This window comes from Marinicella litoralis, from assembly GCF_002591915.1.
Taxonomy (GTDB): domain Bacteria; phylum Pseudomonadota; class Gammaproteobacteria; order Xanthomonadales; family Marinicellaceae; genus Marinicella; species Marinicella litoralis.
Map to the genome: position 1 here is coordinate 668716 of NZ_NIHB01000002.1, position 15387 is coordinate 684102.

The 15387-nt window shown below is 41.9% G+C and carries 17 protein-coding genes; 5 read left to right on the plus strand and 12 right to left on the minus strand.

From position 1 onward, the window contains the following. Positions 1 to 30: 30 nt before the first annotated feature. Together CCS90_RS09365 and CCS90_RS09370 are read left to right on the plus strand one after the other, a co-directional pair. Entirely contained in the window at positions 31 to 267 is a 237-nt protein-coding gene (locus CCS90_RS09365; RefSeq protein WP_218961658.1) for a SlyX family protein, read from the plus strand. A 132-nt stretch (positions 268 to 399) separates the two neighbouring features. Next, positions 400 to 3072 carry a M14 family zinc carboxypeptidase gene (locus CCS90_RS09370; protein ID WP_099019271.1) on the plus strand — a complete coding sequence of 891 codons (2673 nt, stop codon included), beginning with the start codon at positions 400 to 402 and terminating at the stop codon, positions 3070 to 3072. 98 nt (positions 3073 to 3170) lie between these two features. Here CCS90_RS09370 and queA read toward each other — a convergent pair whose 3' ends face one another. The 6 genes from queA to CCS90_RS09400 are packed head-to-tail and all read right to left on the minus strand — an operon-like array spanning position 3171 to position 9381. Next, positions 3171 to 4196 carry a tRNA preQ1(34) S-adenosylmethionine ribosyltransferase-isomerase QueA gene (gene queA, locus CCS90_RS09375; RefSeq protein WP_099019272.1) on the minus strand — a complete coding sequence of 342 codons (1026 nt, stop codon included), beginning with the start codon at positions 4194 to 4196 and terminating at the stop codon, positions 3171 to 3173. Between the two features lie 9 nt (positions 4197 to 4205). Continuing rightward, positions 4206 to 4637 carry a copper chaperone PCu(A)C gene (locus CCS90_RS09380; RefSeq protein WP_099019273.1) on the minus strand — a complete coding sequence of 144 codons (432 nt, stop codon included), beginning with the start codon at positions 4635 to 4637 and terminating at the stop codon, positions 4206 to 4208. Continuing rightward, positions 4634 to 5965, minus strand: coding sequence for a phosphoglucosamine mutase (gene glmM / locus CCS90_RS09385; RefSeq protein ID WP_099019274.1), 1332 nt, complete (start codon positions 5963 to 5965; stop codon positions 4634 to 4636). Before glmM ends, CCS90_RS09380 begins: the two co-directional genes overlap by 4 nt. Positions 5966 to 5988: 23 nt before the next feature. Next, positions 5989 to 6774 (minus strand): dihydropteroate synthase, encoded by a 786-nt coding sequence (gene folP / locus CCS90_RS09390; protein WP_099019275.1) that lies wholly within the window; start codon positions 6772 to 6774, stop codon positions 5989 to 5991. Positions 6775 to 6814: 40 nt separating this feature from the next. Continuing rightward, positions 6815 to 8749, minus strand: a complete 1935-nt coding sequence (ftsH, locus tag CCS90_RS09395; protein ID WP_099019276.1) for an ATP-dependent zinc metalloprotease FtsH — start codon at positions 8747 to 8749, stop codon at positions 6815 to 6817. A gap of 14 nt (positions 8750 to 8763) precedes the next feature. Then, complete coding sequence (locus tag CCS90_RS09400) at positions 8764 to 9381, minus strand: RlmE family RNA methyltransferase (RefSeq protein ID WP_099019277.1); 618 nt, start codon at positions 9379 to 9381, stop codon at positions 8764 to 8766. Between the two features lie 74 nt (positions 9382 to 9455). On the opposite strand from CCS90_RS09400, the gene CCS90_RS09405 reads away from it, so the two are divergent. Continuing rightward, positions 9456 to 9782: a YhbY family RNA-binding protein gene (locus CCS90_RS09405; protein WP_099019278.1), complete on the plus strand. Its 327-nt coding sequence runs from the start codon at positions 9456 to 9458 to the stop codon at positions 9780 to 9782. 14 nt (positions 9783 to 9796) lie between these two features. Beyond that, on the plus strand, positions 9797 to 10183 hold the full coding sequence (locus tag CCS90_RS09410) for an Mth938-like domain-containing protein (RefSeq protein ID WP_099019279.1): 387 nt from the start codon (positions 9797 to 9799) through the stop codon (positions 10181 to 10183). A 66-nt stretch (positions 10184 to 10249) separates the two neighbouring features. Here CCS90_RS09410 and ykgO read toward each other — a convergent pair whose 3' ends face one another. The 3 genes from ykgO to CCS90_RS09425 form a co-directional block, all read right to left on the minus strand. Beyond that, entirely contained in the window at positions 10250 to 10375 is a 126-nt protein-coding gene (gene ykgO, locus CCS90_RS09415) for a type B 50S ribosomal protein L36 (protein ID WP_077412593.1), read from the minus strand. Positions 10376 to 10468: 93 nt separating this feature from the next. Next, positions 10469 to 11173, minus strand: coding sequence for a 2OG-Fe(II) oxygenase (locus CCS90_RS09420; RefSeq protein WP_099019468.1), 705 nt, complete (start codon positions 11171 to 11173; stop codon positions 10469 to 10471). A gap of 97 nt (positions 11174 to 11270) precedes the next feature. Further along, a complete protein-coding gene (locus CCS90_RS09425) occupies positions 11271 to 12149 on the minus strand; it encodes a GGDEF domain-containing protein (protein WP_099019280.1) in 879 nt (292 codons plus the stop codon). Between the two features lie 585 nt (positions 12150 to 12734). On the opposite strand from CCS90_RS09425, the gene gcvA reads away from it, so the two are divergent. After that, positions 12735 to 13679, plus strand: a complete 945-nt coding sequence (gcvA, locus tag CCS90_RS09430; RefSeq protein ID WP_099019281.1) for a transcriptional regulator GcvA — start codon at positions 12735 to 12737, stop codon at positions 13677 to 13679. On the opposite strand, the gene cgtA is transcribed toward gcvA, so the two are convergent. From cgtA to rplU, 3 genes are all read right to left on the minus strand, one after another. Then, positions 13646 to 14671, minus strand: a complete 1026-nt coding sequence (gene cgtA / locus CCS90_RS09435; protein ID WP_099019282.1) for an Obg family GTPase CgtA — start codon at positions 14669 to 14671, stop codon at positions 13646 to 13648. The genes gcvA and cgtA overlap by 34 nt on opposite strands. A 76-nt stretch (positions 14672 to 14747) precedes the next feature. After that, complete coding sequence (rpmA, locus tag CCS90_RS09440) at positions 14748 to 15008, minus strand: 50S ribosomal protein L27 (RefSeq protein WP_099019283.1); 261 nt, start codon at positions 15006 to 15008, stop codon at positions 14748 to 14750. Between the two features lie 13 nt (positions 15009 to 15021). Further along, a complete protein-coding gene (gene rplU / locus CCS90_RS09445; RefSeq protein WP_099019284.1) occupies positions 15022 to 15330 on the minus strand; it encodes a 50S ribosomal protein L21 in 309 nt (102 codons plus the stop codon). Between the last annotated feature and the right edge of the window lie 57 nt (positions 15331 to 15387).

Sequence of the window (15387 nt, forward strand, 5' to 3'; positions counted from 1 at the left end):
TCATCCTTCAACATATAAATGCATTATACTATGACAACCAAACCGATAGAAAGGCCACCCGTGACAGAAAACAAATTGATTGATCTAGAAACCCGCATCGCATTTTTAGAAGACACCGCGGACGACTTGAATAAAATGGTTTACCAACAAACCAAAAAGATAGATGACCTCCTGGCAATCATTCAAAACTTGAGCAAGCACATGAAACAAGTGCAGAGCGACATCAGTGACATCAAACCAATGGATGAAGTACCTCCCCATTATTAACGAAGTGCTTGTGAACACTGCTTTGGCTTGAGGCACCTGCGATTTTTGACCCATTCAAAAACCATCTTCTGACACATGCGTCTCTGTTAATTTCAGCTATACTGTAATTGAAAAAAACTAAGGGGTATTCGCATGTCATTCAAAAAATCTTTCGTCGTCATTTTAATGTCGTTGTTTATTTATCATTCTGAGGTATCAGCGGGTGAGCTGTATTGGCCTGAAATGGAATATGATACAACCATACCCAGACACCATGATGTTTTGGGTTATCAGACTGGTGAAAAAATCACCAACCACATCGACATGCTCAAGTACTTCGATGCTTTGGTAAAAGCAGCACCTGAGCACATTCAAAAATTCAGTTACGGAAAAACTTGGGAAGGTCGAGAATTGATTTACTTGGTCATTGGTTCAGAACAAAACTTAGCAAAATTGAGGGAATTCGAACACAACATCCAAAAATTGGCTGACCCCAGAATCACCAACAAAAAACAAGCCGATCAACTGATTAAACAATTACCCGCTTCGGTGTGGCTTGGTTATGGGGTTCATGGCAATGAAATCAGCAGCACCGATGCGGCCATGATGACTGCTTATCACCTACTGGCTTCAGCAGAAAGCCCGATGACAAAACAAATCATGGACAACACCTTGGTCTTTATCGATCCTTTGCAAAACCCAGATGGCAGAACCCGGTTCACCAGTCGATATTATTCAAATGTAGGCTTGGAACACAGCGGCGATCGCTACAGTGCAGATCATAATGAACCCTGGCCAAACGGTCGCAGCAACCATTATTTATTTGACATGAATCGAGATTGGCTGGCCATGACCCAACCTGAAACCCAAGGCCGCATTGCTACCATGAATCGTTACCTGCCCTTGGTGGTCATAGATTTGCATGAAATGGGTGGTGACAGCTCTTATTATTTTGCCCCAGCAGCGGAACCAATGAACCCATTGATGACAACAGCGCAAATCAATAACATGACATTGATTGGCAAAAACCATGCCAAGCATTTCGATGCCATGGGCTATGATTATTTCACTCGTGAAGTGTTTGATGCTTTTTACCCTGGCTATGGCGACAGTTGGCCCACATTTTACGGCGCTTCAGCTTCCACTTACGAGGTTGGGTCAGCCAGAGGGGAAGTTTTTATCAAGCGAAACGGAGAAAAATACACCTACGCCGATTCAGTGCAAAAACATTTTATCGCATCAATTTCTACCATTGAAGCCACTGGCAATCTTCGCACTCAATTGCTGAATGATTTTTATCAGTATCAAGTCAGTGCCATTGCTGATGGAAAAAACAAGCAATATGTCGTTCCGGCACAAAGCGATCGAGCTGGAGCTCATCGTTTGGCCCAGTTATTGATGGCTCATGGCGTCGAAGTTCATCAGCTTAAGCATGACATCAAAACCTGTGGACAAGCATTCAAATCTGGTGGTTTTGTGGTTGACTCAGCACAACCAAAAGGGCGGTTTGTCGAAGCCGTACTCAGTCAGCAAGTTGATATGGACCAATCCTTTATTGAAGAACAAGAAAAACGCCGCAGCAGAAACCTCAGAGATCAAATCTATGATTTAACTGCCTGGTCACTGCCATTGATGTTTAATCTTGAGGTGATCAATTGTCGTGGGATAAAAAGCAACCACACCACTATGCTCAATGGCGACATGGCATTGTCACCCCAACTGTCCAACCCTGATGCTAAGGTGGCATATCTGGTACCGTGGGGCGATATGGCTGCTGGCCGATTCCTCACCAACGCTTTGCGCCAAGGCATCAAAATCAAATCATCTGATTTACCCTTTACCTTAGCCAATGGAAACAACTATCCAGCTGGCACTTTAATCATTGAAATCGAAAACAACAGCAATGACCTTGCTGCACAGGTCCAACGCATTGCTACCACTACAGGTGCAGTGGTTGATGGCATCGATTCAAGCTGGGTCACCAAAGGACCTAATTTTGGTAGCGGTAATGTGGTTGAAATACCAGCACCCAAAATTGCCATGGCATGGGATCAGCCCACCAGTAGCTTAAGTGCAGGAAACAGTCGTTTTGTGATTGAGAGACAATTGGGTTATCCAGTAACGGCCATTCGCAGTCAGCATTTAATCTATGCTGACCTCAGTCTTTATGATGTCTTGATACTGCCATCGGGCAACTACAGTCAGGTTTTCAATGAACAAAGCATTGCGCACATCACCTCATGGATTAACACGGGTGGGGTTTTGTTGACCTTGGGTCAAGCCACTGCCTATGCAATCAGTGAACCTGCCAATTGGTTGTCAGTCAAAGCTGAGCAGTCATTCAAAACAACTGCTGATACAAAGCCCACTGAGACTGAAAAAAGCAGCAGTGTGCCAGGCCAATTGATACAAAATGATGAAGAATTCAATCTGGCCATACAACCAGACAAAGGCAGACCAGACTCAGTGGCTGGTGTGTTGGCCAAAGTGGCAGTGGATCAAGATCATTGGTTAACTGCAGGCGTTAAACCCGAAGTCATTGCCATGGTCAGTGGCAGTCAAATCTATACCCCAATTAAATTAGATGAAGGGAAAAATGTGGCATGGTTCAAAGGTTCTGACGAATTACTGGCCAGTGGATACCTGTGGGAAGAAAATCGACAACAATTGGCCTACAAACCTTTCCTGATACACCAACCCAAAGGCAAAGGCATGGTCATCGCTTTCACTCAGGAGCCGACCTTACGGGCATTCCTTGATGGCCTGCAAGTGATGTTAACCAACACCTTATTCAGAAGTGTTGCACATACGGGTAAATTGCGTTGATTAAAGTCTAATTTGACCTGTGCCAGGCTGAGACTGTTATTGTAAGGTACCCATTTACTTTTTTGTGTGGACAGCTTACAACGTCGTTCAGCTGGTCTTTATACAATCAACATGGCATCGCCATAACTGAAAAACCGGTACTGTTCATCGATGGCATGTTGATAGGCTGCCAAAATATTTTTTCGACCAGCCAAGGAAGAAACCAACATAACCAAAGTGGATTCAGGTAAATGGAAGTTGGTGATTAAACCATCAATGATTTTGAACTCGTAGCCAGGGTAGATAAATATTTGGGTGTCACCCACAAAAGGTTCAATTTCACCGTTGGCAGCTGCCGTTTCTAAACAACGCACTGCCGTGGTACCCACCGCAATCACACGGCAGCCCTTTGCATGTGTCTGTTTCACCAAGTCGCACACTTGTTGATCAACAGACAACCATTCTTTGTGCATTTGATGAGACTCGATTTCATCGGTTTTTACCGGTTGAAACGTACCGGCACCAACATGTAAGGTCACGAATGCTGACTGTATGCCTTTGGCTTCGATTTGCGCCAATAGATCATTGTCAAAATGCAAACCTGCCGTAGGTGCAGCCACTGCACCGGTTTGCTTGTTGTCGGCATAAACAGTTTGGTAACGTTCATCATCATGTGAATCTGCTTCACGTGTGATGTATGGCGGCAAGGGCATATGACCATGCTGTTGCATCAAATCAGATAAATGATGACCGTTGATTGTTTCAACCAAATAGAACATGCCCTGTTTGGCAGTGACGGTCATTTTAGCCATACCATCAAATTCAATGGTGCTGCCCAATTTGACAGATTTGTTTGATTTTAACAGGGCTTTGGCTTGTTGTTCATTCAAAACCCTTTCGATGAACACTTCAATTTTTCCGCCAGTCGATTTTTGTGCCAACAACCTGGCTGGGATGACTTTGGTGTTATTGAAAACCAACAAATCCCCGGGGTTCAACTCGCACAAAATGTCCTTGAATTGTAAATCTGTGGTTTGACCCGTTGATTTATGAAGCTTCAGTAAACGACTGGCAGAACGGTCTGGTAATGGCTCTTGGGCAATCAGTTCGGATGGTAATGTGAAGTCAAAATCCTTTTTTTTCATGGTATTTAATTATTGTTTTTTAACGGGGAAATCCAGATGCTGAACCTGCTCACTGCCCGACTCATCTTGGTAAATCAAGCAGATTCTGACTTCTTCACCAACAGTAAAACGCTTTTTAGGCATCATCAACATAATATGTAACCCACCTGGCTCCATAACTAGTTGCTCATTTTGGGGTATCAACAGTTCTTTTTGTTCCCGCATTTTCAACAAACCATCTACATCAATGGTTTTGTGAATTTCCGCCATGGCAAAATCTGGCGCGAAAGCACCGATTAACTTCAGGTCTTTTTGAGTTTGATTTTCAACCGTAACATAGGCTGCCAGCATCTTAGCTGTCGGCGGTGCTTCTCTGAACCACAGGTCACTGATTGCTGGAAACTCAAAGGCTTGAACTGACTGGACACTTAAGCACAAAATCAAAACAATGATAGGTTTCATAATGTATTTACCAGGTTTGCCAAGTCACTGGCGTGTTTTTGAGCGAGCTGTGCATCTTTGGCTTCTACCATCACCCTTAATTTCGGTTCTGTGCCAGAGGGTCTTATCAAAACCCGACCATTGTCACCCAGATCATCATCCACCTTTCTGGCCGCGTCAATCAGGGTTTGGTTGCGGGCCAATTGTTTAGGTTGATCATGCTTCACATTGATCATCACTTGAGGATACAACTGCATTTCAGCTGCCAATTCTTTCAATGATTTACCGGTTTCCATAATCACTTCCAAAACCATCAAAGCACTGATGATTCCATCCCCTGTTCCAGCCAAATTTAAATTCAAAATATGCCCCGAGGACTCTCCACCCAAAATCCAATCCCTTTTGCTTAATTCCTGATGGACATAGCGGTCTCCGACATTGGCCCTGACAAACGGCACCCCTAATTGCTTCAAGCCTGCTTCCATGCCTTGGTTGGACATCAATGTTCCCACCACGCCACCATTTAACTTATTGTGAATATGTAAATGTTTAGCTACCATGAAAATCAATTGGTCTCCATTGACTTCATTGCCGGTGTGGTCGACCATCACCACCCGGTCTCCATCGCCATCCAGAGCCACGCCCAGGTCGGCTTTGGTTTCTATCACCATTTCACTCAGTACAGAAACTTCAGTGGAACCACAGTCTTTATTGATATTAAACCCGTCTGGTTTATTACCAATGACGGTGATGTCAGCACCCAATTCTTCAAACACCTGTGGTGCGATGTGGTAACTGGCTCCATTGGCACAGTCTAAAACGATTTTTTTACCAGCCAACAGTTGTCGGTTGGCAGCACGTTTACAAAACTCAATGTATCGACCTGCCACATCATTGAGTCTTTTGGCCTTACCTAATTGTGCTGACTCCACCATATCCATGGGTTGGTCCAATAAAGCTTCAATGGCCAATTCTTGCTCATCATTGAGTTTTTGCCCGTTTTGATTAAAAAATTTGATGCCATTGTCATAGTACGGATTGTGTGATGCACTGATTACAATGCCTGCACTGGCATGTAAGGTCTTGGTTAACCAAGCAACAGCCGGCGTTGGCATGGGTCCAAAAAGAATGATATTAACCCCAGCAGATGACAAGCCAGCTTCTAAGGCTGATTCCAGCATATAACCAGATACTCGGGTGTCTTTGCCAATAACAATGGTTTTATTGGGCATGGACTGTCCCAATACTTTGCCAGCCGCATAACCCAAGCGCAAAGCAAATTCAGCCGTGATTAATGACCCACCCACTTTACCTCTGATGCCATCAGTACCAAAATATTTTTTATTCATAAACTGTTCCTAGTTTCATCAGACTATGCTGTATCAGCTATCAGCGCCTGACAGGTTTTCAACACATCCATGGTTTCAGCCACATCATGAACCCGAAAATAATCAGCCCCTTGTAAATAAGTAAATTGTGCCACTGCCAATGAGCCTGCCAGTCGTTGGTCTACAGGTCTTTGCAAAAGGTCTTGGAACATTGATTTTCTAGAAACCCCAATCATGACTGGCAACCCCATTTGTTTCAAAGTGGACGTATTGCGTAACAATTGTAGGTTGTGATGTAAGGTTTTACCAAAGCCAATACCAGGATCTAAAATAATACGGTCGGCATCCATACCATATGATAAACAAGCTTCTACCCGCTCATCAAAAAAATCCAGTACCTGTTGTACCACATCATCATATTCGGGGCCGTCTTGCATATTCTGAGGCGTGCCTTGCTTGTGCATCAAACAAACCATCACATCATGAACAACTGCTATTTCAATTGCCTCATCCGCTTGTAAAGCATTGACGTCATTGATCATGGTAGCACCTGCCATGATGGCCGCTTCCATCACTTCTGGTTTACTGGAATCAATTGATATTTTTTGTTCGGGGTATTTGGCTTTGATGGCTTTGATAATTGGCACCACACGACTGATTTCTTCATCAACCGAAACTGTGTCAGCACCTGGCCTGGTTGACTCACCACCCACATCTATCCAGTCGACTTGTGCCATGACCATTGAATCTACTTGCTGCATCGCCGCGTTGACTTGACTGAATTGTCCGCCATCTGAAAATGAATCGGGGGTCACATTTAGGACCCCCATTATTTTAAAATCTCTTATAAAAGACATGGCTTATTGGTTATTATGATTCTGTGGCCTCTCCACCAATGACCGAATCTTTTTTGTCTTTAGATTTTTTCTTGGTGTCCGTTTTAGGCTTGTCATCGTCGCCATCTTCTTCCCAATTCTCAGGAGGTGTGATTTCCTTGCCTTCCATGATTTCTGCCACTTGACTGGCATTGATGGTTTCATACTTCAACAAAGCTTCTGACATGATGTGTAACTTATCAATATTATCAGTCAAAATTTTACGGGCTTTTTCATAGTTGGTATCAATGATCTTTTTAATCGCATCATCAATCAATTTGGCAGTCGCATCTGACACATTTTTATGTTGAGTCACTTGCCTACCCAAAAACACTTCACCTTCGTCTTCAGAATAAAGCAATGGACCCAGGCCTTCGCCAAAGCCCCATTTTGTCACCATGTTTCTGGCAATATTGGTGGCTTGTTGGATGTCACTAGAAGCGCCTGTTGAAATGGCGTCAGCGCCACCCAATAACTCTTCCGCAATTCGTCCACCATAAGCCATCGCAATTTGTGATTCCAATTTACGTTTGCTGATCGATATTTCATCTTTGTCTGGCAATGAAATGGTGACGCCCAATGCCCGTCCTCTTGGGATGATGGTTACTTTGTAAATCTGATTGTGTTCAGGTGATAAATAACCCACAATGGCATGACCAGATTCATGGTATGCCGTTACCTTTCTGTCTTCTTCATCCATCACCATGGATTTTCTTTCAGCACCCATCCAAATCTTATCACGGGCTTTCTCAAAACATTCCATATTGACTTCTTTGGCATCTGTTCGAGCAGCAAACAATGCCGCTTCATTGACCAAATTAGCCAAATCAGCACCTGAAAAACCTGGTGTGCCCCTGGCAATGTCTCTTGGCTTCACATCATCAGCAATGGGTACTTTTTTCATGTGAACTTTCAAAATGGCTTCACGACCTAAGATGTCGGGTAATGGCACCACCACCTGTCGATCAAATCGCCCTGGTCTTAATAAGGCAGAATCCAATACGTCAGGTCTGTTGGTTGCCGCGATGACAATAACCCCTTCATTACCATCAAATCCATCCATCTCAACCAACAACTGATTCAAGGTTTGTTCACGTTCATCGTGTCCACCACCCATTCCGGCACCACGTTGTCTACCGACAGCATCGATTTCATCAATAAAGATGATGCAAGGTGAATTCTTTTTCGCTTGTTCAAACATGTCTCGCACACGAGAGGCACCCACACCGACAAACATTTCAACAAAATCAGAACCTGAAATGGTAAAGAAAGGCACTTTGGCCTCACCAGCAATGGCTCTGGCCAGTAAAGTTTTACCGGTACCCGGTGAACCCACCATTAAGATTCCTTTAGGAATGTGTCCACCTAGTTTTTGAAATTTGGTGGGGTCGCGTAAAAACTCAACCACTTCAGCCACTTCTTCTTTGGCTTCCTCAGCACCAGCCATATCATCAAAGGTCACTTTGTTTTGATCTTCAGTCATCAATTTGGCTTTAGAACGGCCAAAACTCATGGCCCCGCCCTTGCCACCGCCACCTTGCATTTGACGCATGATGAGGAACCACAAGCCGATGAACAATAAGATGGGGAATATGGTTTCAAAGATGCGCCAGCCCCAACCTTCTTCATGGGGTGCTTTGATGGCATATTTGACATTATTCAGCAGCAAGTCATCTTCTAAATGCGGATCGTTGCCCGCTTGTACCATCAATTTTTCACCACCTTTTGTGGTGGCAATAATTTTTCGATGCACTGAAGTTTCAGGGTCAATCTGAACCTCACTGATTTGGCCGCTTTGTACCATATTGATGAATTCAGAATAAACGATTTCACCACTTTTCTGTGGTTGTTGTACCATGCTGCCAAAGACACTCATGAGTACCATCAGTACCACCACCCATAATAAGATGTTTTTTGCTATGTTATTCAATATCAGCCTCTGCTTTATTTGAAACCAGTGGCCACCGCAAATACTTCTCTCGATCGTGGGCGCGATGACTTGGGTTTGTAGATAACTACTTTATTAAACAAATGGCGAATGTTTTGCATGTGTTGATCAAAACCTTCACCTTGAAATAATTTGACAACATGTGCACCACCAGGTTGCAACGATTGTTGACAAAAATCCAATGCCATTTCAGCCAACAACATACATCGTGGCTGGTCCATGGCATTCATTCCACTTAAATTGGGGGCCATATCCGATAAAACAAGGTCTATTTTTCGTTCCCCTAACAATTTGAGAAGCTGTTCATACACCTCATCCGATGTAAAATCCCCTTCTATAAAATGAACCCCTTCAATCGGTTCAATTGGTAACAAATCAAGACCAATGATAAAGTCGGTTTGCGGCGACTTGGCTTTAATGACCTGACACCAACCACCAGGGGCCGCACCCAAATCGACCACCGCCTTCAAACCCGATAATAAATTGAACTTTTCAGCAATTTCTTCCAATTTATAAGCAGATCGAGCACGGTAGCCAGCGCCTTGAGATTTTTTCACAAATTGATCATCAAAATGCTCCCTTAACCACTGGTTGGAGCTTTTACTTCTGGCCATACTTTCTCACGTTCTTATGTAATGCTTGTTGGTTAATGATAAAATACCACTTTAAATTAAAAGTGTATCATTGAATGTCAAACAAAGCTGTAAATAAATCAAGCAACAAACCTTTAAGCAAGAACGCTTTAAAGTTCCTGCGAGGCATTGCTCATGACACCAAACCAGTGGTGACCATTGCCGATAAAGGCATCACCGAAAACATCTTAATTGAGTTGGATATTTGTCTCAATCAACATGAACTGGTCAAAATCAAAATCCGCGCTGACCGCGAAGCCAGAGAACAATTCACCTCACAGATTTTAAAAGAATCTGGTGCCCAAATGGTACAGTCGATTGGACAAACTTTAACCATATATCGCGCCAATCCTAAAAAACCTGTTTTTGAACTGCCCAGATAACAACCTATTTGATTATGGATTTATTAGAAAATCGCACCAATCATCCCAACATCATAAAATCAGCAGCGGCCGATTCCTGTGTATTTGAAAGTCAAACCTACCACCATTCCATCATTATTCCATTCAATGGTGAGGTCATGGCTTGTGATTTAATATCGGTGGATGAGTTAAATCAGCAAATTGTGCAGCAATTATGTGATTATCATCCTGAAGTCATCATCCTGGCTACTGGCTCATCAATCATATTTCCTACCACTGAATTACTTGACCCATTGGTTAAGTTAAACATTGGTTTAGAAGTGTTACATAACGAAGCGGCGGCCAGGACATTCAACATCTTATTGGCTGAAGACCGCAAAGTCGTTTGTTTGATGCTACTAGCTGATAACAACTGCGTTTAACAACAAAATCATAGACAAAAAAATACCCTCATCCGAGGGTATTTTTGGTATTCAGTCTTAAGCGGTTTATCTTTGACGTGCTTTTAATTTAGGATTTGATTTACAAATCACAAATACTTTACCACGGCGGCGAACCACTTTGCAGTCTCTAGAACGAGTCTTGGCTGATTTCAAAGATGATAAAACTTTCATAATTTACCGCTGGTTTAAAAAGATTGGAAATTATACCCATCTGGCATAAAACTGCAAACCATTTTTACTATTAATTCAGCTTTCGTTGAATGATCATCCACTTGCACTGCCATACAACTGTTCTGACTTATTAAACAACAGCCATGAGGTAAATATGTATTTATCATCTGATATGGGCATATTACCCCTGTGCGTATGCGTAAACCCAGCTGGTGCAATCACCAAAGTACCTTGTTTCGGTTGCGTTTTGATGTTTTGGAAATAAAACTCAGTTTCACCACCTTCAGCGACATCATTCAAATAAAACATCCACAAAAGCGTTCGATGTAGTGCGTCATTGGCAGGATCTCGTGGATGTGGATACACTTCTGAATGGTAGTAAAAATAACCACCTTCATTTTGTTTGTATTTTTGGATATTTACTGAGCCCAAACGATATACCGCTTTGATCAATGCCACCAATGATTCATCACTTAATCCTGGGATATCCACGTACGAAATTTGTTCAACCCCATCCTCTGTTTGAACCTGTAGGGCCACGGCGCCAGCCAATAAAAAAGGGTATTTCCGCACATACGCCACCAAGCCACTTAATACAGCATTTTGAATAACGCCCATTTCTTCTGACCAATCCTGGTCAGAACTGATGGTTATGTCCGTGCTGTTTTTTTTAATCACATCAACGCCTTGACCCGTCACACCAGGACGCTGATGGTCGCTGTGATTAAACTTTTGAATACAATGTTGGCAAAATTCAGGAGACAATACCCCCTCTGCTACTTCGATAAAATGAGTCAAGTTAATCAAGCCTAAAATGAAAGGCAATTATTCTAGCTTGTTGTGGACAGAAGTTAAACCATCGATTGTGGTGATCTGGTCATATTCTATCTATCACTCACTTTCTGATAGCCACCACTTGATTTTTTCCATTGCTTTTAGCAAGGTACAATGAATTGTCAGCACGTTTGATGGTATCCATCACCGACTCATTATTTTTCAACTCCGCAACTCCCAAGCTGACTGATATTTTCTCATTACCCATTTTAGGCGGCATTGTTATTCCAAGCACCCTTAATCTGATTTTTTCGGCAAACTCACACGCTTTATTGACATCGCTGCCCAGCAAGCAAATGGCAAATTCTTCACCACCCCAGCGACCAATGACTTGGTTTTTACTCATTAATTCAAGCAGAGACTTACCAAGATCACTGAGGAAGCTGTCACCTGCCAGGTGTCCCATGGTGTCATTGTATTTTTTAAAATCATCTAAATCAGCAATAACAAACGACAAGCTCAAGCTGTTTTTTTGTGCCACTGCCTCAAAGGCTTTAAACTGTTGCAACATCCCTCGTCTGTTATACAGTCCTGTCAGCTCATCGGTAATGACTTGACGTTCCAGGATTTTGTTTAAATTGACAAAATCAGAAATCCAGTCTTTGACACCAAAAATAATGAGGGTAAATGCAATCACCAAGGTAAGCTTTTCTCCGATGGCGGTATAAAGTTCACCATGAAAATGCAACTGGTCTAATGCATCTATATACATAGAAATAAATGCCAGAACAAAACCCACATTTAAATAAGAATAATATTTTTTTCCTTTCAATTGATCAATGGTAAAAAATAAAATGGCTGCCATAGTGGCAAACACAAATTCTGCCATTAAATTAAATACGCGTACGTCTTCAAATCGCTCCAACCAAAAAAAGTCATACCCAGCAAATACAACAACAATGATCAATAAAACGATCGTTTTTTTATAATTAGGCCACATGAATTGATTTTTACTCCAATCAAGCTCAATTAATTAACTGTTCGAATAACACGAACCCTGGGGTTATCATAAACTTCATTCAATAAGAAAGCTTTATTGAAAACATTCATTAAACGCTGATATAACTATACCACAACGCTTAAATGGCAAACCACAGTTTAAAGTGGAAAAGTATTCGCGCAAAAAAAAAGGCGCCATAAAATGACGCCTTAAGTATAACGCTGAGGAAGAGGGAGGAAAACCTCAGCTGTTTTTGCATGTGACAAACATGAAGTCTGGCACATACATGAAATCTTGCGATTTCAAATGGGAACAATGAAAATTCCTAATTCTAATTCTACGCATCTAAGATGAATAGAACGTGAAGATAAATAAAATAATTAAACTTCAAACAATATATTTTATTGTTATTGCCTTTGATGCATTGTTGAATCAAAAGTTCAAATTATTATGATTAATTCATTGCGGTTTCAAACAACCGTTTGATTCAATCTATGAGGGGCATTTTAACTACATATTGAAAAGAAACAAGCTAATTGTTTTTGTGTTTCGGATAAATTATACTTATGCGAAAAAATCATATATATGTCTAATAAATACAAAAACATCCCTCCATTGAGAGCCATCAAAGCTTTTGAGGCTTCTGCTCGGCTGCTTAGCTTCACCCAAGCCGCCCAAGAGTTACACGTTACCCAAGCTGCCATCAGCCATCAAATAAAAAATCTTGAAGTATTAACTGGCGTACAACTGTTTCAGCGGTTCAATCGATCGCTTAAATTGACATTTGAAGGACGGCTTTATTTAATTTCAGTCAGAAATGCTTTAGAAAGCATTGAAAAAGCCACACGTCAACTTAAAAACAAAGACGCCTCAGGAACACTTAATATATCAGTACTGCCCTCTTTCGCCACCAAATGGCTGTCTAAACGCATTTGGCGCTTTCAACAACAACACAAGGAATTGGATGTCAGGATATCGGCATTCGAATGGTTGACTGACTTTAAAAAAGACGATTGTGACATCGCCATACGTTATACCGCAGACCCCAATTATCCAGGATTAAAAAGTGAACTGTTACTTGAAGAAGAGGTGTTTCCCGTCTGTTCTAAACAAGTCTACGAATCATACCAAGGAAAATTAACACCTAAATCATTACTGAATGCCAACTTGTGCCATGAAGACTTCACCACTGAAGATTGGCATGATTGGTTTGATGCGGTTCAAATTCAGGCAAAACCCAAATTAAGAGGCACACGGTTCAGTCACATGGTAACCATGCTGGAAGCGGTTGAGAATCATCAGGGCTTTGCCTTGGGCCGAACCCCATTGGTTCAGGATGACATCAACCGAGGCTTATTGGTAGAGCCATTTAAGCAAAGAATCAAAGGCGAAATGTCATATTATTTGGTCTACCCGAGATCAACCGAGAGTGATCAAAAGTTACAAATTATCAGGCAATGGTTATTCGCGGAAGCTGAACAATTCAAAAACAGCCATCAAAGCCAATCATCTTCTTCAGCAAACAAATAAGCAGCGATGTCTTTGATCAACTCATCCAAACCATATTTATTGATTGAAGAAATTAAATAATATTTATCGGTCCAACCCATTTGCTGGGCATAATTGGCTGCCAATTCCTTGGCCTCTGCTTCAGTGGTGACATCGGCCTTAGTAAAAACCAACCACCGTTTCTTTTCTTTTAACTGTTCAGAGAATTTAACCAATTCTTGTTTAAGTTGATGGTACTGCTCTATGGGGTCTGACATCCCTTCATATGCGGGCAATTCAATCATGTGTAACAACAGACCCGTCCTTTGTAAGTGCTTCAAAAACTGAATACCTAGACCCGCGCCTTCTGCCGCACCTTCAATGATACCTGGAATGTCTGCCACCACAAAACTGGTGTCGGTGTCTATTGGCACCACACCCAATGCAGGGTATAAGGTTGTAAAAGGATAGTCAGCAATTTTAGGTTTGGCTTTTGAGATGGCGTTAACAAATGTAGATTTTCCAGCATTGGGGAATCCGAGTAAGCCAACATCTGCCAAAACTTTCAATTCGAGTTTAATTTCTCTCAGCTGTCCTTGCTCTCCGGAGGTGAATTGTTTGGGCGCCCTGTTAACAGAACTTTTAAAGTGCATGTTACCCAATCCACCTTTACCACCATTGGCGATAATAAGTTGTTGATTGTGTTCGGTAATGTCACCTAGTTTTTGATCAGTTTCCAGGTCATACACTTCCGTACCAGTGGGCACTTTAATGATCAGATCATCACCACCCTTACCATACATTTGCCGTCCTTTCCCAGAAGTACCATTGAGGGCGTCAAACCTTCTTTTGTGTCTAAAATCCACCAGGGTATTCAGTCCCTGGTCGCCTTGAAGAATGATATGACCACCATGCCCACCATCTCCACCATCAGGCCCGCCAAATGCAATAAATTTTTCACGACGAAAACTGGCGGATCCACTTCCTCCATTCCCTGCTTTTACAGTGATTCTGACTTCATCTACAAATTTCATGATTTTGACTATAATTGATGTGTATAAAAAAAGCCCACTTAAAAGTGAGCTTTCTCATTCAAAACAGGGCTTATTATTAGTTTTGTGCTTCGACTGTTACGTATTGACGGTAATTTTTGCCTTTCTTGACAAATTTAACAACACCATCTTTAAGTGCAAACAATGTGTGGTCTTTACCCATGCCAACATTATCACCAGCATGAAATTTTGTACCGCGTTGACGGACTAAAATGTTACCAGCGATGGCTGCTTGGCCACCGTACATTTTGACCCCAAGGTACTTAGGATTTGAATCGCGACCGTTATTAGTACTACCTGCTGCTTTCTTATGAGCCATGACGTTTTACCTCTTATCCTATTTTAGTGATTTTCAACTCAGTGAAATTCTGACGATGACCCATTTGTTTCATGTGGTGCTTACGTCTCTTGAATTTAATGATTCTTACTTTCTTATGGCGACCATTAGACAATACTTCTGCTGATACTGTTTTACCATCTAGCAATGGCATGCCAATTTCAATGTTTTCACCATCGGAAACCATTAATACTTGGTCTAACTCAATTTTATCACCAGCTTCAACTTTTAACGACTCAACTTTAATGATATCGCCTTCTTTGATTCTGTATTGCTTGCCACCTGTAGCTACAACTGCGTGCATGAAACTACTCCAATTCGGTTGTTCTTAAAAAGAGCGGGGATTTTACTTAAATTAAAT